The sequence below is a fragment of the Bosea sp. 124 genome (assembly GCF_003046175.1).
GTDB lineage: Bacteria > Pseudomonadota > Alphaproteobacteria > Rhizobiales > Beijerinckiaceae > Allobosea.
On record NZ_PZZM01000001.1, the window covers coordinates 3600313 to 3622674 of the forward strand.

Below are 22362 nucleotides of genomic sequence, written 5' to 3' on the forward strand. Positions count from 1 at the left end.
GATCGCCTTGCCCAGATCGCGCCTTGCCCAGATCGATCGCATGACAGAAACCGCCATGAACCAGCGCCCCGCTCCGACCACGTTCCAGCCGGCGGCGCAAGGCCCGGCTGTGCCGCAGGTCGACGCGAAAGCCGCCGGGCTGACCCCGGCCGGGATGCAGCCGCTCGCCACGCTGGCCAGGCGACGCCGGCTCGTCCTCGCGCTCAATCTCGCGACGCTGGGGGCGCTGCTTTGCGGCCTCTGGCAGGTTCTGGGCGCCGGCGGCTGGAGCGTGGCGGATGGCGCGATCTTCGTCGCCTTCCTGTTCGGCGCGCCCTGGACCGTGCTCGGCTTCTGGAATGCGGTGATCGGGTTCTGGCTGCTGCATGGCGTCGAGGACGGCATGGCGCGCGTCGCGCCCTTCGCGTTTGCAGGCAACGAGCCGACGCCGATCGCGATCCGCACCGCGATCCTGATGACGCTGCGCAACGAGGAGCCGGCGCGGGCCTTCCAGCGGCTGCGCGTGGTCAAGGACAGCCTCGATGCCACCGGCGAGGGCGGCTGGTTCGATTTTTTCATCCTGTCGGATAGCGACGATGCCGGTGTTGCCGCCGCCGAAGAGCAGCTCGCCGCGCAATGGCAGCGCGAGATCGGCGAGGACGGGCGCATCACCTATCGTCGCCGCAGCGACAATGCGGGGTTCAAGGCCGGGAATGTGCGCGATTTCTGCGAGCGCTGGGGCACGGATTACGAGCTGATGCTGCCGCTCGACGCCGACAGCGTGATGTCGGGCGAAGCGATCGTCAGGCTGACGCGGATGATGCAGGCTTATCCGAGGCTCGGCATCCTGCAGAGTCTCGTCGTCGGCATGCCGAGCAAATCCGCCTTCGCGCGCGTCTTCCAGTTCGGCATGCGCCAGGGCATGCGGCCCTACACGATGGGCTCGGCCTGGTGGATCGGCGATTGCGGTCCGTTCTGGGGCCATAATGCGATGGTCCGGATCGCGCCTTTCCGCGATGGCTGCCACCTGCCGGTGCTGGCCGGCGGCCCGCCGCTCGGCGGCGCGGTGATGAGCCACGACCAGGTCGAGGCGACGCTGATGCGCCGTGCCGGCTACGAGGTCCGCGTGCTGCCGGAGGAGATGGGAAGCTGGGAGGAAAACCCGCCGACCATGCTCGACTTCGCCAAGCGGGACCTGCGCTGGTGCCTCGGCAATCTGCAATATCTCAAGCTGCTCGACCTGTCCGGCCTGCGGCCGATGAGCCGCTTCCAGCTCGTCTGGGCGATCCTGATGTTCCTTGGCCTGCCGGCCTGGACGCTGATGATCGCGCTCCTGCCGCTCAAGGTCGTCGAGGATCGCGCCATCGAGGGCTACCCTGCGGGTCTCGCGGCTGCTCTCTACCTCCTGTTCCTTGGCATGTATCTGTCGCCCAAGCTCGCGGGCTTCGCCGACATCCTGCTCGGCAAGGGAGGCGCCGCACGCTATGGCGGCGCGCTACGCTTCGTCGTCTCGGCTGCGATCGAGGTCGTCTTCGCCTTCCTGCAGGGCGCGGTCTCGAGCTTTCGGACGACACTGTTCATGATCGGGCTGCTCTTTGGACGCTCCCGCATCGGCTGGAACGGCCAGGCGCGCGATGCCCGTGCGCTGTCGCTCGCGACTGCCTTCGCGGGCCTGTGGCCGCATCTGCTGTTTGCGGCTTATCTGTTCGGGACGCTGATCGTGCTGTCGCCGACCGTCCTGCTCTGGTCGCTGCCGCTGACGGCGGGCTATCTGCTCGCCATTCCCTTCGCGATGGCGACGGCGCTTCCTGCGCTCGGGGCGTGGTTCGCGGCACGCGGCCTCTGCGGCATCCCGGAGGATTTCGATCCGCCGGCCGAACTCGTCGCCATCCGCCGCGGAGGGAGCGCATGAACGCTCCGGTCTACCCGAAGGGCACCGCCAAGGCGCTGTCGCGCTCCTTGCGCGTCTATCATGGCGATGCGGCCCGCAATGCCGCGATGGATGCGCTGTATGGCGATTTCCTCCGGCCCGGCGATCTCGCCTTCGACATCGGCGCGCATGTCGGCGACCGGGTCTCGTCCTTCCGCCGGCTCGGCGCGCGCGTGGTCGCGCTCGAACCGCAGCCGGGACCGGCGCGGGTGCTGCGGCTGATCCATGGCCGCGATCCGAAAGTCACGCTGGTCGAGGCGGCCTGCGGCGACCATGACGGCTCGGTCACGCTCCGGATCAACAGCGCCAATCCGACGGTCTCGACCGCGTCCGATGCTTTCATCGGCGCGGCACATGGAGCCGATGGCTGGCGCGAGCAGGTCTGGGACCATGAGATCGCCGTCCGCTGCACCACCCTCGACTCGCTGATCGCGCGGCATGGCCTTCCGGCCCTGCTCAAAATCGATGTCGAGGGTTTCGAGGCCCATGTTCTGGCAGGGCTGACCCGGGCTGTTCCGGCGATCTCCTTCGAGTTCACCACGATCCAGCGCGACGTCGCCGAAGCCTGCCTCGCGCTGCTCGAAACGCTCGGTCCCTATCGCTTCAACGTCGCGCTCGGCGAAAGCCAGCGGCTCGAACTCGGCGCCTTCGCCAGCGCCGAGGCAATGGGCGGTTATCTGCGCGGGCTTCCCCACGCCGCCAATTCAGGCGATGTCTACGCCATCCTCGAGAGCTGAGCCTTCATGACGACACTCGCGACCCGCCTCCGCATCGCCCTGCTGGCCCTGATCTGCTCCGCTGCGCCCGCCTTTGCGGCCGGCGACGTCGCGGTCGAGGTCAGGAACGAGTCCGAGCCCGTGCTCTGCGCCGAGAAGGACAACGTCACGATCAAGGCGATCTCGCCCGAGGTCCGCCGCTTTCAGATCGAGGCCGCCCACCCGGCCTATATCGTGGGCCTCCTGCGCGACAACTGGGATGCCGACTGGACGGCCTGCGACATGACGGGCGATCCCGCCTTCGCAGCGCCGACGCCGCCGCGCCGCGTTACGTTTTACGAGAGCATCGAGTACTGGCTCGTCGGCTACACCTTCCCGACCTTCTGGCGCCCGGCGGATACGACCTTCAAGGTCGGTGACCGCGTCGAGAAGGGGCTGCACCTCGTCCAGCTCTGGAAGCTCGGCAAGACCGGCTCCTACGAGGTCCTGGTCGTCTATCCACAGGACGGCTACTGGCGGACAAGGCCGCTGCCACCGCCGCAGCTCTCGGCTGCAGCTTATGGCTCCTCGTTCCTGTTCGGGCCGATCGAGCAGGATGGCGCGCGCCCCGTCGTGAACATCAAGGAGATCGAGTTCGATCCCAAGACGACCTCGTTCAAGCTCAGCTTCAAGGACGGCTCATCCGGCACGCTCAGGCTCGACAATGTCGACGAGAACCGGATGGTGCTGGATGCCGTGCTCGACAAGCCGGTGACCGGCGGCAAGGCCTTCGTGGCGCTGCGCTCGATGTATGTCACCGAATTCAACAACGACGTCGCCCGGATCGCGCTGCGCGAGCCCGGCGCGAAGGGCTGGCGCGAGGAGCTGCTGATGCCGTTCTCCGGCGGCAAGGCGACCGATATCTGGATGGGCCGCACCACGCATTCGCGCCACAACACCTCATCACCCGACATGGTCTTCCGGCATTTCTCGGCCGATCCGAACCCACCTGCGAAGCCGGAGAAGAAATAGGCCGGGCGATAAGGCTCCTGCCGTCATTCCGGACGCAGCCGAGAGGAGGCCTGGAACGCAATCCGCTCCCGATGCGTTGGCCCATGACGCGGGCCGCGCATCGCGCTAGCGTTGGAAACCCTCACCAGCTTCGAGACCGTCATGCCTCGCTTTGCCGCCAATCTTTCGATGATGTTCAACGAATGGGCGTTCCTCGACCGCTTCAAGGCGGCGTCGGATGCCGGGTTCGCGGCAGTGGAGTTCCTGTTTCCCTATGAACATCCGGCCGAGCAAGTCGGCCTGGCGCTCGCCGGCGGAGAGCTGGAGCAGGCGCTCTTCAATCTTCCGCCCGGGGATTTCGCCAAGGGCGAGCGAGGGATCGCCGCGCTGGCGGGACGCGAGGATGAATTCAGGGCCGGCATCGAGACCGCTTTGACCTACGCCCATGAGACCGGCGTGAAGCGCCTGCACATGATGGCGGGCCTGGCCGATCCGAGCGATCCCGTCGCGCAGCAGACCTATCGCGCCTCGGTCGCCCATGCCGCCGATGCGCTGGCCCCGCATGGCATCGACCTGCTGCTCGAATCGATCAACGGCAAGGACATGCCGGGCTATTTCCTCAACGATTTCGACCGGGCGGCGGATTATGTCCGCGAGGCCGGGCGGGACAACGTCAAGCTCCAGTTCGACATTTATCATTGCGAACTGATCCATGGCGACGTCGCCGGCAAGCTGAAGGCGCTCTATCCGCTGGTCGGCCATGTCCAGATCGCCAGTGCCAACGGGCGCCATGAGCCCGACAGTGCCGGCCCCGATTATCCGGCCCTCTTCGCACTGCTGGACAAGCTGGGCTATGACGGCTTCGTCGGCTGCGAGTACCGGCCGCGCGCCGGCACGCTGGAAGGCCTCGGCTGGTTCTCGCCCTATCGCAGGCATGATCTGCACCGGCGCGACCCGATGGACGCCGGCTGATGGTCGGTTTCTCCTATCCGGTGCTGGTTGCCGATATCGGCGGCACCAATTGCCGCCTGTCGCTGGTCGAGCATGCCAGCGCCGGACACCAACCCCTGGCGCGGATCGCGACCGGCAGCCAGGCGACGCCCGAGGCCGCGCTGGAAGCGGTGCTGACGACGCTGGCGCAACGCCCGCGGTCGGCCGTTCTGGCGGTCGCAGGACCGCTCGAGGGTCGCAACGCGCAGCTCACCAATGCCAACTGGCATTTCGACGGACCGCAGCTCGGGCGGGCGCTTGGGCTGGAGCAGGGCCTGCTGGTCAATGATTTCGAGGCGCAGGCGGCTGCGCTCGCCGTGCTGGCCGAGACCGATTTGACCACACTCGTGACCGGCGAGCCGGAGGCGGGTGGTACGCGTCTCGTACTGGGGCCGGGCACGGGATTCGGTGCCGCGGCGCTGGTCCGGCGCGGCACTCGCGGCGTTCTGGTGCCGACCGAGTGCGGCCATATCGGGATCGGGCCGGAGGATGCGGCGGAGGAGAAGATCTGGCCGGCTCTGACGGCGGGGCTCCCCCGCGTCACGGTCGAGGGGCTGCTCAGCGGCGACGGGCTGGTGCGTTTCCATCGTGCCGTCGCGAGCGAATCCGGGATGCTGGAGGCCGATGTCAGTGCCGCCGATGTGACCACGCTGGCGCTCGACGGCGATCCCGCGGCGCTGATGGCCGTGGTCTGCTTCTGGCGCCTGCTGGCCCGGGTGGCGGGCGATCTCGCGCTCGCCTTCAAGGCGACGGGCGGCGTCTATATCGGTGGCGGCATCGTGCCGCGTTTGCTGCCTCTGGCCGACCGGGCGACGATCCATGCGGTCTTCTGCGGCAAGCCGCCGATGGAGGATCTGGCGGCGCGCTTCGCGCTGCATGTGGTGACCGCCCGCGACAGCGCCGAGCAGGGGCTGGCCGCGATCGCCGCTGCGCCCGAGCGCTTCGGCCTCGACGACCCGGCGCGGCTTTGGTTCGCCTGAAGGCAGGGCCTGCCCGCAGCCGGGCGTCATGTCAGGCGCTTGCCCTTCAGCGACTGGCCCACGACTCCGCCTGAACGGCGGCGCTCGGCCCGCTTCGCCTTGATCGCATCGGCATGCTCGGGCTGCGGATGATAGCCCCGCTCCATGATCTCAAGGGAATATTCCTCATAGGTCAGGCCGAGTGCCTCGGCCTTCTCCTCGCGGCGCAACGCGATGTCGCGCGGCTTCTTCCAGGCCTTGCGATGGGCGAAGCGCCAGTCGAAATAGCGGCCGACACCCCCGGACCCGGTCACCGAGCGGCGCTTGAGCTCCTTCAGTGGCGGGCCGCCATTATGGCCTATTCCGATGGGGCGTTCGCTCGGCATGGTTCTCGGGCTCAAGAGGCGCTGTGCCGAACGATAGGCGGCCGATCGGTTCTGGCAAGCGCCATCGCCTGCGAGCGTGACATGGCGGCGCTGCCGGTCTATCCCGCCTGCATTCCCCTCACGGACATGCCATGGCCCCCTTGCTCCATCTGCGCGACGTCGCGCTCACCTTCGGCGGACAGCCGCTGCTGGAAGCAGCCGAGATCGCGGTTTCGGCCGGGGAACGCGTCTGCCTGGTCGGCCGCAACGGTTCGGGCAAGTCGACCCTGCTCAAGATCGTCGCGGGCCTGGTCGAGGCCGACAGCGCCGACCGTTTCGTCCAGCCGGGCGCGACGATCCGCTATCTGCCGCAGGAGCCGGACTTCACCGGCTACAAGACGTCGCTGGCCTATGTCGAGGCGGGGCTCGGGCCGGGCGACGATCACTATCGCGCGCAGTACCTGATCGATGAACTCGGCCTCACCGGCGAGGAGGACCCCGCCACGATGTCGGGCGGCGAATCGCGCCGCGCCGCGCTGGCGCGCGTGCTGGCGCCGGAGCCCGATATCCTGCTGCTCGACGAGCCGACCAACCATCTTGACCTGCCGGTGATCGAATGGCTGGAGCAGGAGCTGAAATCGCTGCGCTCGGCCATGGTCCTGATCAGCCATGACAGGCGTTTCCTGACCAATCTCTCGCGCGCCACGATTTGGCTCGACCGTGGCCTGACACGGCGCATGGACAAGGGCTTCGGTGAGTTCGAGGCTTGGCGGGATGAGGTTCTCGCCCAGGAGGAGCTCGACCGCCACAAGCTCGACCGCAAGATCGCCCGCGAGGAAGACTGGCTGCGCTATGGCGTCAGTGCGCGCCGCACCCGCAACCAGCGAAGGCTCGGCGAACTGCACGGCCTGCGTGAGCAGCGTCGTACCGCGCGCTTTGCCGTCGGCAGTGTCAAGATGGAAGTGAGCGAGGCGCAGACGTCGGGCAAGCTGGTGATCGAGGCGGTCAACGTCGCCAAGGCGTTCGGCTCGAATGTCGTGGTCAAGGATCTGTCGCTGCGCGTGGCGCGCGGCGACCGGATCGGCATCGTCGGCCCCAACGGCGCCGGCAAGACGACGCTGATCAACCTCCTGACCGGCGCGCTCGCGCCTGATTCCGGCACGGTGAAGCTCGGCGTCTCGCTCGAGATGGTGACGCTCGACCAGCGCCGCGAAAGCCTCGACCCGGCGACACCGCTGGGCGATGCGCTGACCGGCGGCGGCTCCGACCAGGTCATGGTCGGCGACACGCCGCGCCATGTCATCGCCTATATGAAGGACTTCCTGTTCCAGCCGCTGCAAAGACGCACGCCGGTCGGGGCGCTCTCCGGCGGCGAGCGCGGCCGGCTGATGCTGGCGCGCGCGCTGGCCAAGCCGTCGAACATGCTGGTGCTGGACGAGCCGACCAACGATCTCGACCTCGAGACGCTGGACCTGCTGCAGGAGCTGCTGTCGGACTATCAGGGCACCGTGCTGCTGGTCAGCCATGACCGCGATTTCATCGATCGCGTCGTCTCGGCGACGCTGATCTCGGATGGGGACGGCGTCTGGACCGAGTTCGCCGGCGGCTACACCGACATGCTGGCGCAGCGCGGGCGCGGGGTCGGGGCGAAGATGCGGGCGCCTGTCGGCAAACCGCAGGCCGGCGTGCCGACACCGGCCGTTGCCGCCGCGCCGGTCTCGAAGCGCAAGCTCTCCTTCAACGAGAAGCATGCGTTGGAGACCTTGCCGAAGAAGATCGAGGCGCTCCAGGCCGAGGCCGCCAAGCTCGATGTGGCGCTGGCCGGCGATCTCTACACCCGCGATCCCAAGCTCTTCGCCAAGGCGACGAAGCGGCTGGAGGAGGTCACGCGCGAGATCGCGGGCTTCGAGGAGCGCTGGCTGGAGCTTGAGATGCTCCGCGAGGAAATTGGTGCGTGAGATCCTGCAAGGGAAGCGCGGGGCATGCAGCTCTGTCTGATCGACCGCCCGAAACCGCATTTGTCGCGGGCGGCCGATTCCCACAAAGATGCGCGCTTCGAGAATCCGAGGAAACACGATGAGACTCAAGGGCAAGACGGCGCTGATCACCGGCGCAGCGCAGGGGTTCGGCCTCGGCATCGCCGAAACCTTCGTCAGGGAAGGGGCCCGCGTGGCGGTGCTCGACCTCAATGGCGACAAGGCCAAAGAGGCTGCGAAGGCGATCGGTCGCAAGGCCTTCGCTGTGACCTGCGACGTCGCCAAGGCGAAGAGCGTCGACAAGGCGGTGGCGCGGGTCATCGCGAAGTTCGGCCGGCTCGACATCGTCGTCAACAATGCCGGCACGACGCATCGCAACATGCCGATGACCGACGTCACCGAGGAGGAGTTCGACCGCGTCTTCGCCGTGAATGTGAAGTCGATCTACCTGATGGCGAAGGCAACCGTGCCGCATTTCCGCGAGCATGGCGGCGGCGTGATCCTGAATATCGGCTCGACGGCCGGCGTGCGTCCGCGTCCCGGCCTGACCTGGTACAACGGCTCGAAGGGCGCGGTGAACCTGCTCTCGAAATCCATGGCGGTGGAACTCGCCGGCGACCGGATCCGGGTCAATGCGATCGCGCCCGTCGCTGGCGAGACGCCGCTGCTGGCGACCTTCATGGGCGAGGACACGCCGGAGAAGCGCGCCCAGTTCAGGGCCTCGATCCCGTGGGGCCGGCTGTCGACGCCGCAGGACATGGCCAATGCGGCGCTCTATCTCTGCTCTGACGACGCCGAGATGGTGACGGGAACGGTGCTGGCCGTCGATGGCGGGCGCTGCATCTGAGCGCGCCTGCCGATCCGCCATCGCGGCCGTCTGGCGCGGCGTTCTGTGCTTCCGGTGCTCACGGACCGATGTCCGCTCCGCTCCCGTTCTCGAACGCCACGCCAGCCGACACACGCTGACGAATTCTCAGGTGCTCTCGCGCGGCGTCTGCGGAGCCCCTAAACTGGCTTCGTATGCAGCACGATCTGCTGGCGCAGCATGACGGTGCCGTCGAGTTCGAAGCCGCGCTGCTCGACGGTGATGTGGGGGGCGGTCGCATCACCCTCGATCCGGAACAGGTGCCAGGTCGCCATTTCGCCATGCCCGAGCGGGCCGATCGAGGCCGACGGCACGCCGACGATCGGCACGTCGCGTTCGACACCCGGCCGCCAGGCCAGCGAGAATTTGTGATTATGGCCGTGCAGCACGAGGTCTGCGCCCTTGCGCGCCAGCATCGCCTCGAAGGCTGCGGCATCGACGAGCTCGCGTGAGCGCCGCGCTCCGCCGACATAGGGCGGATGATGGATCAGCACGACGCGGATCAGGCCCTCGTCGCGGGCACGGTCGAGCAGCGCCTCCGTCCTGGCGATCTGCTCGCGGCCGACGCGCCCCGTCGCCATCAGCGGCATGGTCGGGATGCCGGTGTTCAAGCCGATCAGCGCGACGTTGCCGCGCCGGCGATACCAGGGATAACCGATGCTGCCGTCGTCGCTGGCGACCCAGGGGCCGAGATGGCTCGCAAGCGCCTTGAGCGAGGAGCGGGCATAGGCATCGTGGTTGCCCGGCACGAAGCTGACGGCCTCGCGCGGGCCGAGCGTGTCGAGGAAGGCGACGGCGGTCTTGAATTCGTCGGGCAGCCCGATATGGGCGACATCGCCGGTGCAGGCGACGTGGTCCGGCATCTGCGCGCGGATATCCGCGACGATCAGCGCCAGAATCTCCATGTCATGGGCATGGCGACGCTTGCGGCGCCAGTTGACGTAGCCGGTGGCGCGCTTGCCGATGAGCTGATGCAGCGAGAAGCCCGCGAGCGGGCCGAGATGCGGGTCGGACAGATGCGCGAGTTTGAACACACCCTGCGCTTGCCCTCGCGACCACCTCTCCGTCAAGGGCGCAGATGCGTCGGCGTCGACGCAGGCTGCGCTGCAGGACGGATCAGTTGGCGGCGCCGGTCAATTCGGAGACGACGCGCGAATCGGTCAGGGTCAGGGCCGGCTTCCAGACATAGGCCGGCTTGGCCCGCAGGCGAGCAATGATGAAAGAGAGCAACATGACGACATTCCCCAGCGATGAGGCGGTGATATCTGCCTGCTTTGCGGCGCGTTTATGACGTAACGGAACGCGTAACGATGATCCGTTATGCGTTAATTGCATAGACAAATCAGTGTTTGTTAGGACATTCGCGTGTGACGACACCAGATCGGCCAACCGGACCGGCCCCAGAGCCCCAAACGCGCCGTCGTTTGCGCGAAAGGGCCCTGACGCGGCTGCTCCACCTGTATTTTCGGGTGTCGCGTGGCATGACGCTGGGCGTGCGTGCCGCCGTGCTCAACGCGGCGGGCGAGGTCTTCCTCGTGCGCCATACCTATGTCGCGGGCTGGCACCTGCCAGGCGGCGGCGTCGAGGTTGGCGAGACTTTGGAGCAGGCGCTTGCCAAGGAGCTGCGCGAGGAGGGGTCGATCCGGCTTTCCGGGCCGGCCGTGCTGCATGGCGTGTTCTTCAACCGGGCGATGTCGCGGCGCGACCATGTCGCGGTCTTCGTGGTCCGCGATTTCGTGCAGGATGGCGTCAGGCAGCCGGATCGCGAGATCGCGGAGGCCGGGTTCTTCCCACTCGATGCGTTGCCGGAAGGCACGACGGGCGCGACGCGGCGGAGGCTGACGGAGATCATCCAAGGGGTTGGCGCCGCGACGGAATGGTGAGTGTCCCTGCCGGATGGACGGCCGCCTGCCGCTCTGCTACAGCGCGGCCATCATGACGAACGGGCACCTCATCTCCCTGCTGCGACGACCGGCGCGCTGAACGCGCTTCCCGGCATGGCCCGCGTCTGTCGCGGACCCTGCGTTCTCCACGTCCAGTCCTTGTCTGCCCGTCCGCAGGTTCGCCGCCGTCATGACATCGTTGCCTTTGACCATTCGCCATGAGCTCCCTGTCGACGCGCCCGCCATCGAGCGGCTGCATGAACGCGCTTTCGGGCCGGGGCGCTTCGCGCGCACCGCGTTCCGCCTGCGCGAGGGTGTGCCGCCCGATCCGGCGCTGACCTTCGCGGCCCATGTCGGCACCTTCCTCGTCGGCTCTATCCGGGTGACGCCGGTTGCGGCGGGCGGTCACACGGCGCTGATGCTGGGCCCGCTGACGGTCGATCCCGCTTTCGAGGGGCGCGGCATCGGCGCTGCCCTGATGAACCGTTCGATCGAGGCGGCGCGAGCCGCAGGCTACGACCTCATCATGCTGGTGGGCGATGCGCCCTATTATGCGCGCTTCGGCTTCCGTGTGATCCCGCCCGGGCAGCTCGTGCTGCCCGGGCCGGCCGATCCGACACGTTTCCTGGCGCTGGAACTGGCAGAAGGCGTGCTGGCCGAGCGTCGCGGTGCGGTGACGGCGCTCAAGGCTGGCGCCTGAACCTCGCCGTCATGCTCGCCCTTGTGGCGAGCCTCCATGTGTTGAAACACGCCCCTCGACCAGCGACGACGTGGATGAGCGAGACAAGCCCGGCCATGACGGACGTGGCGGTTACGCCGTCATGTCAGGCCGCCGGTTGAAGCGCCGGCCGCTCTCTCCGATCCAGCCCGCGACGAGCGCGCCGAAGAGCAAGGCGAGGCCGATCAGGCCGATGAAGAGCGGCGAGACCTGGACGCCGCGCACGATGCCGGAATCGCTGATGCGCAGGCCGATCCAGTCCGCGCCGGCGAACTGGCTGCCGGAGCGCACCGGCACGATGCGCGGCACCGTGACGCCGGAGCCATTGTCCTGGCCGATGCGGCGCGAGGAGCCGCCGGTCGCCTCTGCGAGCGCCTGGAGCGCGGCCGGGTTGCTGACCACCTCCATCAGCTCGCGCGGGTTCTCGGGGCCGACGCTGGCGAAGGCGGTGAGGTTGTCGCCGGAGATGCGATGCAGGCCGAACTCGCTGCTCGGAATCCGCGCGGTGAACAGGCCGGGGCGTCCGGGTTCGAGCGGCACGGAGCGGGACTGGCCGTCCGGCCCGGTGACGATGACGGGCGCAGGGCTGTCGCCCAGCGTCTGGCGTTCGACCTCGATGACGCCGCCGCGCGCGACGGCGCGCAAGGCCTCTTCCTCCAGATCGGGCTCCTTCATCAGCCAGTGGCCGAGGCGGCGCAGCAGGTCGAGATGCGGGCCGCCATCGCGGAAGCCCCGGGCCCAGAGCCAGGCATGGTCGGACAGGAAGAGCGCGACGCGTCCCTTCTGCTCGCGGGCGAGCATCAGCAACGGCCGGTCGCCGGGGCCGGTCATCACCGGCGAGCCCGTGCGGGCGCGGGCGCCGACCATGCGCAGCCATTCGCCCCATTGCGGCGGCTCGACCTCGGAGCCCGGCAGGTCGCGGGTGACCGGGTGGCGCTTGCCGGGCTCGCTGACGCGGGCGCGGTAAGCCTCGTCGATGACGGAGCCGTCGGGCGCTGCCGGCAGAATCTGGTTGAGCGGCGTGCGGGAGAGCGACTGCGCGCCGGCATATTCCGGCCCCGCGGCGATCAGGAGCGCGCCGCCCTCGCGGACATAGCGGACGATATTGTCGAAATAGACCAGCGGCAGAATCGACTGGTTAGCGTAGCGGTCGAAGATGATCAGGTCGAATTCCTTGATCTTGACCTGAAACAGCTCGCGCGTCGGGAAGGCGATCAGCGAAAGCTCGTTGATCGGCGTGCCATCCTGCTTCTCCGGCGGACGCAGGATGGTGAAATGGACGAGGTCGATATTGGCGTCGGCCTTGAGCAGGTTGCGCCAGGTGCGCTCGCCCGGATGCGGCTCGCCCGAGACCAGCAGCACGCGCAGCTTGTCACGCACGCCGTCGATGGTGATGACGGCGCGGTTGTTGGCCAGCGTCAGTTCGTTGTCGAGTGGGGCGGCCTCGATCTCGATGACGTTGGGGCCGCCACGGTCGATTCTCACGGGTACCGACACGGTCTCGCCGACCGTGACCTCGCGGCGGGCGATGATCTCGCCGTCGCGACGGATCGTCAGGCTGGCGCGGCCGGGGCCACCCTTCTCAAGCACGCGCAGGCGGATGTTCTGGTCCTTGCCGACGATGCCGAAGCGGGGCGAATCGACCAGCACGATGCGGCGGTCGATCTCGGCGTTGCGGCCGGTCGTCAGCACATGCAGCGGCGCGCGCAAACCGAGCGCCTCGGCGGTCGGCGGGGTGTCATGGGCGAGCCCGTCGCTGATGACGATGGCACCGGCGACACGTTCGGAGGGCACGTCGGCGAGGCTCGCGGCCAGCGCTTCGAACAGCCGGGTGCCGTCGCCCGAGCCCTGAGCGTCGCGGACCTCGACGATGCGGGGCTCGACATTGCCGATCCCGCGCAACTGGCGCTCGACCTCGGCCTGGGCGGCTTGCGTCTGCGCGGCGCGGTCGCTCAGACGGTTCGAGCCGGAGCGGTCGACGACGACGGAGACGACGTCCTTGACCGGCTCGCGCTCCTCGAAGACCAGGGACGGGTCGGCCAGCGTCACCGTCAGCACGGTGAGCGCAAGCGCACGCAGGATGGCGCTCTTGCCCGCCAGCACGATCGCGGCGCCGGCCGCCAGTGCCGCCAGCAGGCTGAGGCCGATCAGCAGCGGCAGCGGGACGAGGGGGGCGAAGGAGAGGCTCCACATAGCTTACTGCCCCAGCCGTTCGAGCAGGGCCGGGACATGGACCTGATCGGCCTTGTAGTTGCCGGTGAGCGCATACATCACGAGGTTGACGCCGGCCCGCAGTGCCATTTCGCGCTGACGCGGATCGGAGCCGGACAGGGGCACGAGCGGCTCGCCGCGCCGGTTCACTGCCCAGGCCGAGGCAAGGTCGTTCGAGGTGATGACGATCGGCGAGACATTGTCGCCGGCCCGCGCCGGACGGCGGCCATCGGCACCGGCAGGCGGCAGGATCTCGACCCAGGTCGTGCCGGAATCGTAGCGCCCGGCGAAGCCGTCGAGGATGTAGAAGGTCTTGGTCAGGACGTGGTCGCGCGGCAGCGGCTCCAGCTCGGGGATGTCGAGCGTCTGCAGCATGCGGCGCAACTGCTCGCCCTCGGGCGTGGTGCCGCCGCCGGGCCTCGCGCTCATCGCGTCACGCGTGTCGAAGATCACGAGCCCGCCGCCCTTCATATAGGCTTCGAGCTTGCGCAGCGTCTCGGCGGTGGGGATCGGCCGTCCGGCGACGATCGGCCAGTAGAGCACCGGGAAGAAGGCGAGTTCGTCACGATCGGCATTGACACCAACGGCCTCGCCCGGCTCCAGCGCGGTGCGGGCGCCGAGTACGATGTTGAGGCCGGCGAGACCTGCCTTCGACATGTCGTCGACCGCCTTGTCGCCGGTGACGACATAGGCGAGCCGCGTCACGGCACCGGCTGCGAACAGCTCGCGCGGGATCGGCGGGCGCTGGTCGGAAGGAGCCGTCGCAGCGGGAGGCGTCGCGGCAGGAGGCTGTGTAGCCGTCTGGGCGCGCCCTGCTTCCGGCAGCAGCGTCGTCCCGGCGAGAGCCAGCGCGAGCAGGATCGCGGCCGGCGCGGCACGGCGGGGGCGGCGGGCGAAGGAGAGCCTGCCGCCAAGCCAGAGCGTCGCCAGCGTATCCGCCACCAGCAACAGCAAGGCCAGCACCAGCAATTGCGGGCGGATGTCCAGCGCGACGGGCTTGTCGACGGGCAGGATCGGCGCGCCGAGCGCGGCGAGGTCGATCACGCGCAGCGTATCGGTCGGATTCAGCGCATTCACGGCCAGCGAACCGTCCGCCGGCCCGTAGATGCCGGGCGGATGGGCGAGCGTGGCGCGGCCGGCAAAGCTGCGGGGCACCGGCTGGGCGGTTGCGGGTGGGCTGCGGAAAGTGCCGTTGCCGTCGAGGACGCGGGTCGGCGCCAGGGTCTCCACGCGGGCATCCTCTCCCTGGGGTTCAGCCGGTCCGGTGCCGGCGAGGCCGACGATCTTGCGCAGCATCTCGACGAACAGGCCCGACAGCGGCAGGTTCGACCATGTCGTGTCGGCGGTGACATGCATCATCGCGATCATGCCATCGCCGCGCCGCTCGCCGGTGACGACGGGCGTTCCGTCCTCCAGTGCCGCCCAGGTCTTGCGCGACAGGTCCGCCTCCGGCTCGGCCAGAATCTGGCGACTGACGCGGACGTCGTCGCTGATCTGGGTGCCGAAGAAGGGACTTTCGCGGCTGAAGGGCGCGAGCTTGCGCGGCGTCTCCCAGGAGAGCCCGCCGCCGAGCGTGCGGCCGCCCCGGCGCAGGCGCACCGGCGTCAGATCGTCGGAGGCGGCGGCCAGACGTGCGCCGGCGAAGCGCAGCAGCACGCCACCGCGCTGGATGAAGGCGTTGATCTTGCCGGCAGTGTCGCCGTCGAGCGCGCCGATATCGGCCAGTACCAGCACGGACAGGTTCTGCGCCAGCAATTCGCCGACGGGGTCGGTCGAGCCCGGGCGGGGCTCCCGGATTTCGGCGAAGGGCTGGAGCGCGCGCGAGACGTAGTAGGTCGGCGACAGCAGCGGCTGGGCGGTGTCCGTGGTCGCGCCCGAGACGATGCCGACGCGGCGGCGCTTGGCCCGGTCGTCGAGCAGGGCGACGGCCGCCGCGCTGCGCTCGGCCACGATCTCCAGCCGCGAAACGGCGTTGCGGACCTCGATCGGCAGCGTCAGCCGCGCCGTCGTCTGCAGTTCCGATCCGTTGAAGACGAAGGGCGCATCGCCGAGCGGCAGGCCCTTCAGGTCGAGCGCGCGGACCTGGCCGCTGGCAGGCGCCGCAGCGGCCGGGCGCAGCACCTTCACGGCGAGCGCACCGGCAAGGTTTTCCGGCGCGGCCAGCGCGATCTGGTCGGTCGGGCCGGCATGGATCGACAGGCGGCCTGCATCGGCCTCCTGCTTCAACCGGGCCAGGAAGGTCGAATCATCCGTCACGGACAAGCCATCCGCGATCCAGACGACCTCGGCATCCGGTGCGCTGCGCAGGAAGGCCTCGATCCGGGGCAGATGGGCAGAGCGGTCAGGGGCATGCGGCTGGAGCGCGAAGGCGCGCAGCCGGTCGAGCGCGGCGCGGGGCTCCGAAAGCGTGATCTCGGCCGGGTTCTCGGCAAGGCCCAGGATGGCGACGGGCCGGCCTTCGCGTGCCGCGGCGGCGAGGCGCGATTCCGCGACCAGAAGGCGCTCCGGCCAGTCAGTCGCAGCGCCGAAGCCATTGTCCATGAGCAGCAGCATCGGGCCGCGCAGCGGGCCTGCCTCGCGTGGCGGATTCCAGACCGGGCCCGCCACGGCGAGGATCGCGAGCGCGGCGACGAGCATGCGCAGCGCCAGCAGCCACCAGGGCGTATGGGCCGGCATTTCGCGCCTGGCGACGAGGTCGGCCATGATCTTCAGCGGCGGAAAGTCGATCCGGCGCGGGCGCGGCGGCGTCACGCGCAGGATCAGCCAGAGCGCCGGCAGCAGCGCCAGCGCCGCGAGCGCCAGCGGGGCGGAGAAGGCGAGGGGGAGAGCGTTCAGCATGGGCTATCTCCCCGTTCCGCGGGCCGCCGCGACGAGGCTGGCGATACGCAGCACGCCCTCGCTGGCAGGCCTGTCGGTGCGGTGAAGCGTCAGCGTCCAGCCAGCCCTGCGGCAGGCCTCGCGGATGGCGTCACGATGGGCCTCCAGCCGCTGGCGGTATTCGGCGCCCCAGGCGCCGGCATCGCCGACGCGCAGGCTGAGCCCGTCTTCCAGGTCGAACAGCTCCGCCTGGCCGGTAAAGGGGAAGGTTTCCTCGATCGGGTCGGCGATCAGCAGGACATGCCCGCGCGCGCCGCTCGACGACAGGGTGGCGATGCGTTTGGCAAGCGAGGCTGCCGGCGAGAGCCCGTCGGTGATGATGATGGCGTCGGCGAGACGCGGCAGGGGGGCGTCCGGCGGCAGGTCCGACTCCGCACCCTTCGCGTCGGCGAGGATCGCCTGCGCCAGCGTTTCGACGATGCGGCGCGAGGCCAGAGCCCGCGTCAGGCCGAGATGGCCGACGCGCTCGCCGCCATCGACCAGCGTCTCGGCGAGCGCGAAGCCTGCGATCAGTGCCCGATCGACCTTGGAGGCCAGCGCCAGCGACGAAGCGAAGCCCATCGAGGCGGAGCGGTCGATCCAGAGCCAGATCGCGTGCGAGGCCTCCCATTCGCGTTCGCGGACGAAGAGGTGCCCGTCGCGGGCGGAACGGCGCCAGTCGATGCGCGAGGAGGATTCGCCGGTGACCAGAGGCCGGTACTGCCAGAAGGTCTCGCCTGGGCCGGCGCGCCTGCGGCCATGGATGCCGTGCACGCTGGCCGAGACGCGGCGCGCTTCGAGGATCAACCTGGGCAGACGTGCCGCGAGATCGAGCGAGGCGGTGACGACCGGCCTGGCGGGCTGGCGTTCGGCGGACCCGAGAACGCGCGTGCGCAGCATCGGCTTCGGCCCTCCTAGATCACGTCGCTTTCGGACGACTTCGTCCGAAAGCGAAAAATGTGATCGATTCTAAAAGTTTAGAGCATTGCTTCAGCAAAAAACCGGTTCCCACTTGCTTGCGCAATACTCTATCCGATCCGTTCCACGAGCTTGCCGATGACGCCCTCGACCGTCTCACCATCGGCGCGGGCGGCAAAGGTCAGCGCGACGCGGTGCTTCAGCACGGGAATGGCGAGCGCGACGACGTCGTCGACGGAGGGCGCCAGACGGCCTTCCACGAGTGCGCGGGCGCGGCAGGCGAGCGTCAGCGACTGGCTGGCACGGGGGCCGGGGCCCCAGGCGAGCTTGTCGGTGATGCTGGCATCGCTGCCTTCGCCGGGGCGGGCGGAGCGAACGAGATCGAGAATCGCGTCGACGACGGCCTCGCCGACGGGCAGGCGGCGGACCAGCCGCTGCGTCGACATCAGCGTCTCTGCGGTCATCGCCTGGGCCGGCTTGTGCTCGGAGGCGCCGGTGGTCTCCATCAGGATGCGGCGCTCGGCCTCGCGGTCGGGATAGGCGACGTCGATCTCGAGAAGGAAGCGGTCGAGCTGGGCTTCGGGCAGGGGATAGGTGCCCTCCTGCTCGATCGGGTTCTGGGTCGCCAGCACGTGGAAGGGGGCGGGCAGGTCGTAACGCTCGCCGCCGACGGTGACATGGTGCTCCTGCATCGCCTGCAGCAGCGCCGACTGGGTGCGCGGGCTGGCGCGGTTGATCTCGTCGGCCATCAGCAACTGGGCGAAGACGGGGCCCTTGATGAAGCGGAAATGGCGCTTGCCGTCGGCAGTCTCGTCCAGGACTTCCGAGCCCAGGATGTCGGAGGGCATCAGGTCCGGCGTGAACTGGACGCGCCTGGCGCTCATGCCCAGCACGGTGCCCATCGCCTCGACGAGCTTGGTCTTGGCGAGGCCGGGGACGCCAACGAGCAGGCCGTGGCCGCCTGCGAGCAGCGTGATCAGCGAGAGATCGACCACCTTCTGCTGGCCGAAGATGACCCGGCCGATCTCGGTGCGTGCAGCGCCGATCGCGCCGAGCGCGGCTTCCGCGGCCTCGACGATTCCGGTATCGAGGCTGATCGGCGGGTTGGTCTCCGCCGCACGGACTTGCGCCACCATATCGATCTCCTTCACCCTCTGGGTCGCGTCTTGCAGGGTCTCGCAACCTGGCAACGGTCTGAGCCGTTGAGTGTGGACGGGGCGCCATGCCGGCTCAAGGGCGGAATGGCGCGGTGCACAGAACTCGGCTTCACGATTATGTGGAGTTCAAGGCAGAGGCGACGATGCAACCACTATGCCGCATGCGGCGCCTGCGGGCTTTTCGATGAGTGATCCGGGCCATTCCATCGCGCGTCTGGTTGCTGCGCTGCAAGGCGGCAAGCGCGGATTGCCGCCGGTCGAGCGCTGGAACCCCGATTTCTGCGGCGATATCGACATGAGGATCGCTGCCGACGGAACCTGGTTCTATATGGGAACGCCGATCGGCAGACCTGCTCTGGTGAAGCTTTTCTCCTCGGTCCTGCGCCGCGACGGGGACGATTACGTTCTCGTGACCCCGGTCGAAAAACTCGGGATCGTGGTCGAGGATGCTCCGTTCCAGGCTGTCGAGATGGCGGTCGAGGGCGAGGGCGATGCCCGCTCCATCGCTTTCCGGACGCATGTCGACGATCTCGTCACTGTCGGTCCCGAGCATGCGATTCGCTTCGAGCGGGAGGCGAAGGGCGGCTTGAAGCCCTATGTGCATGTCCGGCGCGGGCTCTGGGCCCGCGTCACCCGGGCACTGAGCTATGACCTGCTGGCGCTGGGCGAGGTGCGCGACGTCGAGGGCATCCCCATGTTCGGAGTCGCGGCGGCCGGCATCTTCCATCCGGCCGTGCCGGCAAGCGAGATCGAAGGCGAGATCGAAGGATCGTGATGCGCGCGCTGAACCTGACGATCGAGGAATTCGCGGCCTTGGCGAAGGAGCGGCTCCGGGCCGAGCCGCCGGCGTTGGGCGACGTGATCGCCCGGCCGCGCGGCGACCACGAGATGCAGTCGCAGCCGATGGCGCAGCCCGACGAGAAGGCGGCGGTTCCGGCTGCCGTCCTCATTCCGGTTGTCTCGCGGGCGGAAGGGCCGACGGTGCTGCTGACACAGCGCGCGGCGGCGTTGCGCAGCCATTCGTCACAAGTCGCGTTTCCGGGCGGGCGGGTCGATGCCGTTGATGGTTCGCCGCTGATCACCGCGCTGCGCGAGACGGAAGAGGAAATCGGGCTGCCCCGCGAGCGCGTCCGGACGCTGGGGTTCCTCGACGCCTATCTGACCGGGACGGGCTATCGCATCGTTCCCGTGGTGGCGTTGGTCGAGCCGCCGTTTTCGCTGACCCTGAATGCGCATGAGGTGGACGAGGCGTTCGAGGCGCCGCTGTCCTTCCTGCTCGATCCCGCCAATCACCGCCGCGACGGCCGCGAGTGGCAGGGGCTCCACCGCACCTACTATGCGATGCCGTTCGGGGATCGCTATATCTGGGGGGCAACCGCCGGCATGATCCGCAATCTCTACGAGCGGCTCGCCGGCTGAATCGACTGGACGACCAAGCCCATGCTGCGCTCGATCATCGAAGAGGTTCTTCTCTTCATTCTGCCCTTTTGCGTTTTCGCGGGGTATCTCATCGTCAAGCGCCGCAACCCGCTCGATGTCGAGCACTGGAGCCGGCATGTGTTCTGGCTGGCGATCGTCGGGCTGCTGCTCTCCATCGCGCTCGTTGCCTATGGCGGCTGGACCGCGCCGCGCAGCCAGGGCGCCTATGAGCCACCGCATATGGAGAACGGGACGCTGGTGCCCGGCCGCTTCAAGTGAGGCTGCCGCGGGAGCGCATCGCGGATTTCCTGGCGCGGCCGGCTCTCGCGGCGATGCTCGAGGCTCTCAACGGCGAGGGCGAGGAGACCCGTATCGTCGGCGGGGCGGTGCGGGACCTGCTGCTGGACGAGCCGATCGGCGATGTCGATCTCGCGACCACGGCGCCGCCGCAGGAGACGATCCGGCGCGGGAAGCGCGCCGGCTTCAAGGCGGTTCCGACCGGAATCGAGCACGGCACCGTCACGCTGGTCAGGGACGGCACCGGCTTTGAGGTGACGACGCTGCGGGAGGATGTCGCGACCGATGGCCGGCGGGCCACGGTCCGGTTCGGGCGCGATTTCGTCGCCGATGCGCTGCGGCGCGATTTCACGATCAACGCGCTCTCGCTCGACCGTGACGGCGCCGTGCACGACCATTGCGGCGGGCTCACCGACCTCGCGGTGCGGCGGGTCCGCTTCATCGGCGACGCGGGCAGCCGGATCCGGGAGGATTACCTGCGTATCCTGCGCTTTTTCCGCTTCCATGCCCGCTATGCCTCGGGAGCGCCCGACGCGGAGGGTGTCTCGGCCTGCATTGCCGGTCGGGCCGGGATCGCCGGGCTTTCGCGCGAGCGCGTCCGTGCCGAGCTGATGAAGCTCTTGGTTGCGCCGGGCGCGGCCGCGGTCGTCGCGGCGATGGCGGGTGCCGGGCTGCTGATGCCGGTGATCGGCGGCGTGCCGCACCTCTCGCGCTTCGCGGCAGTGGCCCAAGGGGCAGGGGGGCCCGTCTATCCGGCGTTCCGGCTGGCGGCGCTCACCGTGGCGGTGCGGGAGGATGCGCTGCGACTGCGGGAGGGCTTGCGGCTCTCGAACGAGGAGTTCGACAGGATCGGGTGGATCGCCGAAGCGCTCGAAGGACTTGGCGGACGCGCTGCGCCGCCGAGCATCGCTTTTCTGCGCCATCTCGCCCACCGGCTCGGCACGGACGCCGTGGCGGCGGGCCTCGTGCTGCTGGCTGCAACGGTCGACGAGACCGCACAGGCCGGGACGCAGGCGATGATCGCCGAATTGGGTGGCACGCCGCGTTTCCTGCCGAGCGGGCGGGACGTCATCGCGCTCGGTGTGCCGGCCGGGCCGCAGGTCGGGCGTGTGCTGGAGGCGGCGCGACGCGAATGGATCGAGGCGGGGGCCCCGGCGGGGAGCGCCGCGCAGGCCGAATTTGTGGCCGGCGCGGTGGCGGCATCGTCCGCCTCCCTATGAGGCTTACGGCCAGCGCACGGTCGGCGGCATCGAGGACAGGATCGAATCGACATTGCCGCCCGTTCTGAGGCCAAAGATCGTGCCGCGGTCGTAGAGCAGATTGAACTCGACATAGCGGCCGCGGCGGACCTGCTGCTCGTGGCGTTCGGCCTCGCTCCAGGGCTTGGCCATGTTGGCCCGCAGGATCGGCGGATAGGCCTTCAGGAAGGCCTCGCCGACGGCCTGGGTGAAAGCGAAGTCCCCTTCCGGGTCGCCCGACCAGATGTAGTCGTAGAAGATGCCGCCGATGCCGCGCGGCTCATTCCGGTGCTTCAGGAAGAAATACTCGTCGCACCAGCTCTTGAAGCGGTCGTAGTCGGCGATCGGCGCGCAGCGTTCGCAGGGATCACGCATCGCGGCATGGAAGGCGATGGCGTCGGGGTCGTCCTGTCGGCGCCTTGCGTTCAACACAGGCGTCAGGTCGGCGCCGCCACCGAACCAGGGCTTCGTCGTGACGACGAAGCGCGTGTTCATGTGGACCGTCGGCGCATGCGGATTCCAGGGATGGGCGATCAGCGAGATGCCAGTGGCGTGGAAGCGCGGGTCCTCGGTGGCGCCCGGAATCTGGCCGGCGAATTCAGGCAGGAAAGTGCCGTGCACGGTCGAGACATGGACGCCGACCTTCTCGAAGACACGGCCGCGCATGATCGACATGACGCCGCCACCTCCGGCTGCGCCGTCATGGTTGGTGCGCTGCCAGGGCGTGCGCTCGAAGCGGCCGGGCGCATCGGTTTCCGGCGGGAACGGGCCGGCGGCCTCGTCCTCGATCGCCTCGAAGGCAGTGCAGATCCGGTCGCGCAATTGCCTGAACCAGGCCTCGGCACGCGGCTTCATGGCGGCCACGACCGCGGGATCGGCGGAGGGCGTCTCGACG

General features: G+C 68.8%; 20 protein-coding genes. 13 read left to right on the plus strand and 7 right to left on the minus strand.

Annotated elements, in window-relative coordinates; genetic code table 11:
* Positions 1-40 precede the first annotated feature (40 nt).
* The 5 genes from mdoH (at position 41) to C8D03_RS17035 (ending at position 5585) form a co-directional block, all read left to right on the plus strand.
* A complete protein-coding gene (mdoH, locus tag C8D03_RS17015; protein WP_248308509.1) occupies positions 41-1891 on the plus strand; it encodes a glucans biosynthesis glucosyltransferase MdoH in 1851 nt (616 codons plus the stop codon).
* Positions 1888-2646, plus strand: coding sequence for an FkbM family methyltransferase (locus C8D03_RS17020; protein ID WP_108047944.1), 759 nt, complete (start codon positions 1888-1890; stop codon positions 2644-2646). The genes mdoH and C8D03_RS17020 overlap by 4 nt, the downstream gene beginning before the upstream one ends.
* 6 nt (positions 2647-2652) lie before the next feature.
* Positions 2653-3636, plus strand: a complete 984-nt coding sequence (locus C8D03_RS17025; protein WP_108047946.1) for a hypothetical protein — start codon at positions 2653-2655, stop codon at positions 3634-3636.
* A gap of 141 nt (positions 3637-3777) precedes the next feature.
* A complete protein-coding gene (otnI, locus tag C8D03_RS17030; RefSeq protein WP_108051757.1) occupies positions 3778-4587 on the plus strand; it encodes a 2-oxo-tetronate isomerase in 810 nt (269 codons plus the stop codon).
* The gene (locus C8D03_RS17035; protein ID WP_108047948.1) at positions 4587-5585 is read left to right on the plus strand and encodes a glucokinase; all 999 of its coding nucleotides are present in this window, start codon (positions 4587-4589) and stop codon (positions 5583-5585) included. Before otnI ends, C8D03_RS17035 begins: the two co-directional genes overlap by 1 nt.
* Before the next feature lie 26 nt (positions 5586-5611).
* Here the strand turns inward: C8D03_RS17035 and C8D03_RS17040 are convergent, their stop codons facing one another.
* The gene (locus C8D03_RS17040; protein ID WP_108047950.1) at positions 5612-5950 is read right to left on the minus strand and encodes a hypothetical protein; all 339 of its coding nucleotides are present in this window, start codon (positions 5948-5950) and stop codon (positions 5612-5614) included.
* A gap of 131 nt (positions 5951-6081) precedes the next feature.
* On the opposite strand from C8D03_RS17040, the gene C8D03_RS17045 reads away from it, so the two are divergent.
* Positions 6082-7887, plus strand: coding sequence for an ABC-F family ATP-binding cassette domain-containing protein (locus tag C8D03_RS17045; protein ID WP_108047952.1), 1806 nt, complete (start codon positions 6082-6084; stop codon positions 7885-7887).
* 118 nt (positions 7888-8005) lie between these two features.
* Positions 8006-8752: an SDR family oxidoreductase gene (locus tag C8D03_RS17050; protein ID WP_108047954.1), complete on the plus strand. Its 747-nt coding sequence runs from the start codon at positions 8006-8008 to the stop codon at positions 8750-8752.
* Between the two features lie 158 nt (positions 8753-8910).
* Here the strand turns inward: C8D03_RS17050 and C8D03_RS17055 are convergent, their stop codons facing one another.
* Complete coding sequence (locus tag C8D03_RS17055) at positions 8911-9804, minus strand: metallophosphoesterase family protein (RefSeq protein WP_108047956.1); 894 nt, start codon at positions 9802-9804, stop codon at positions 8911-8913.
* Between the two features lie 390 nt (positions 9805-10194).
* On the opposite strand from C8D03_RS17055, the gene C8D03_RS17060 reads away from it, so the two are divergent.
* Positions 10195-10653 carry an NUDIX domain-containing protein gene (locus C8D03_RS17060; RefSeq protein ID WP_465246449.1) on the plus strand — a complete coding sequence of 153 codons (459 nt, stop codon included), beginning with the start codon at positions 10195-10197 and terminating at the stop codon, positions 10651-10653.
* Positions 10654-10843: 190 nt separating this feature from the next.
* Positions 10844-11353 (plus strand): GNAT family N-acetyltransferase, encoded by a 510-nt coding sequence (locus C8D03_RS17065; RefSeq protein WP_108047960.1) that lies wholly within the window; start codon positions 10844-10846, stop codon positions 11351-11353.
* Positions 11354-11464: 111 nt separating this feature from the next.
* Here the strand turns inward: C8D03_RS17065 and C8D03_RS17070 are convergent, their stop codons facing one another.
* The 4 genes from C8D03_RS17070 to C8D03_RS17085 all read right to left on the minus strand — a co-directional run bounded on the left by C8D03_RS17070 (position 11465) and on the right by C8D03_RS17085 (position 18492).
* Positions 11465-13564, minus strand: coding sequence for a hypothetical protein (locus tag C8D03_RS17070; RefSeq protein ID WP_108047962.1), 2100 nt, complete (start codon positions 13562-13564; stop codon positions 11465-11467).
* 3 nt (positions 13565-13567) lie between these two features.
* The gene (locus C8D03_RS17075) at positions 13568-16420 is read right to left on the minus strand and encodes a DUF4159 domain-containing protein (protein WP_108047964.1); all 2853 of its coding nucleotides are present in this window, start codon (positions 16418-16420) and stop codon (positions 13568-13570) included.
* Between the two features lie 3 nt (positions 16421-16423).
* Entirely contained in the window at positions 16424-17338 is a 915-nt protein-coding gene (locus tag C8D03_RS17080) for a DUF58 domain-containing protein (protein ID WP_108047967.1), read from the minus strand.
* A 128-nt stretch (positions 17339-17466) separates the two neighbouring features.
* Positions 17467-18492, minus strand: a complete 1026-nt coding sequence (locus C8D03_RS17085) for an AAA family ATPase (RefSeq protein WP_108051759.1) — start codon at positions 18490-18492, stop codon at positions 17467-17469.
* A 205-nt stretch (positions 18493-18697) separates the two neighbouring features.
* On the opposite strand from C8D03_RS17085, the gene C8D03_RS17090 reads away from it, so the two are divergent.
* Genes C8D03_RS17090 through C8D03_RS17105 form a run of 4 tightly spaced genes read left to right on the plus strand, consistent with a single transcriptional unit; the run spans position 18698 to position 21449 of the window.
* Positions 18698-19288 carry a DUF1285 domain-containing protein gene (locus C8D03_RS17090; RefSeq protein ID WP_108051761.1) on the plus strand — a complete coding sequence of 197 codons (591 nt, stop codon included), beginning with the start codon at positions 18698-18700 and terminating at the stop codon, positions 19286-19288.
* Entirely contained in the window at positions 19288-19932 is a 645-nt protein-coding gene (locus tag C8D03_RS17095; RefSeq protein WP_108047969.1) for a CoA pyrophosphatase, read from the plus strand. Before C8D03_RS17090 ends, C8D03_RS17095 begins: the two co-directional genes overlap by 1 nt.
* Before the next feature lie 21 nt (positions 19933-19953).
* The gene (locus C8D03_RS17100) at positions 19954-20211 is read left to right on the plus strand and encodes a DUF6111 family protein (RefSeq protein WP_108047971.1); all 258 of its coding nucleotides are present in this window, start codon (positions 19954-19956) and stop codon (positions 20209-20211) included.
* Positions 20208-21449, plus strand: a complete 1242-nt coding sequence (locus C8D03_RS17105) for a CCA tRNA nucleotidyltransferase (RefSeq protein WP_248308510.1) — start codon at positions 20208-20210, stop codon at positions 21447-21449. The genes C8D03_RS17100 and C8D03_RS17105 overlap by 4 nt, the downstream gene beginning before the upstream one ends.
* 3 nt (positions 21450-21452) lie before the next feature.
* Here C8D03_RS17105 and hemF read toward each other — a convergent pair whose 3' ends face one another.
* Positions 21453-22322 (minus strand): oxygen-dependent coproporphyrinogen oxidase, encoded by an 870-nt coding sequence (hemF, locus tag C8D03_RS17110; protein WP_465246475.1) that lies wholly within the window; start codon positions 22320-22322, stop codon positions 21453-21455.
* Positions 22323-22362 lie beyond the last annotated feature (40 nt).

Coding starts and splice junctions, on each gene's coding strand:
- mdoH (WP_248308509.1), top strand. CDS start 41: ATGACAGAAACCGCCATGAACCAGCGCCCCGCTCCGACCACGTTCCAG.
- C8D03_RS17020 (WP_108047944.1), top strand. CDS start 1,888: ATGAACGCTCCGGTCTACCCGAAGGGCACCGCCAAGGCGCTGTCGCGC.
- C8D03_RS17025 (WP_108047946.1), top strand. CDS start 2,653: ATGACGACACTCGCGACCCGCCTCCGCATCGCCCTGCTGGCCCTGATC.
- otnI (WP_108051757.1), top strand. CDS start 3,778: ATGCCTCGCTTTGCCGCCAATCTTTCGATGATGTTCAACGAATGGGCG.
- C8D03_RS17035 (WP_108047948.1), top strand. CDS start 4,587: ATGGTCGGTTTCTCCTATCCGGTGCTGGTTGCCGATATCGGCGGCACC.
- C8D03_RS17040 (WP_108047950.1), bottom strand. CDS start 5,950: ATGCCGAGCGAACGCCCCATCGGAATAGGCCATAATGGCGGCCCGCCA.
- C8D03_RS17045 (WP_108047952.1), top strand. CDS start 6,082: ATGGCCCCCTTGCTCCATCTGCGCGACGTCGCGCTCACCTTCGGCGGA.
- C8D03_RS17050 (WP_108047954.1), top strand. CDS start 8,006: ATGAGACTCAAGGGCAAGACGGCGCTGATCACCGGCGCAGCGCAGGGG.
- C8D03_RS17065 (WP_108047960.1), top strand. CDS start 10,844: ATGACATCGTTGCCTTTGACCATTCGCCATGAGCTCCCTGTCGACGCG.
- C8D03_RS17070 (WP_108047962.1), bottom strand. CDS start 13,564: ATGTGGAGCCTCTCCTTCGCCCCCCTCGTCCCGCTGCCGCTGCTGATC.
- C8D03_RS17075 (WP_108047964.1), bottom strand. CDS start 16,420: ATGCTGAACGCTCTCCCCCTCGCCTTCTCCGCCCCGCTGGCGCTCGCG.
- C8D03_RS17080 (WP_108047967.1), bottom strand. CDS start 17,338: ATGCTGCGCACGCGCGTTCTCGGGTCCGCCGAACGCCAGCCCGCCAGG.
- C8D03_RS17085 (WP_108051759.1), bottom strand. CDS start 18,492: ATGGTGGCGCAAGTCCGTGCGGCGGAGACCAACCCGCCGATCAGCCTC.
- C8D03_RS17090 (WP_108051761.1), top strand. CDS start 18,698: ATGAGTGATCCGGGCCATTCCATCGCGCGTCTGGTTGCTGCGCTGCAA.
- C8D03_RS17095 (WP_108047969.1), top strand. CDS start 19,288: ATGCGCGCGCTGAACCTGACGATCGAGGAATTCGCGGCCTTGGCGAAG.
- C8D03_RS17100 (WP_108047971.1), top strand. CDS start 19,954: ATGCTGCGCTCGATCATCGAAGAGGTTCTTCTCTTCATTCTGCCCTTT.
- hemF (WP_465246475.1), bottom strand. CDS start 22,322: ATGAAGCCGCGTGCCGAGGCCTGGTTCAGGCAATTGCGCGACCGGATC.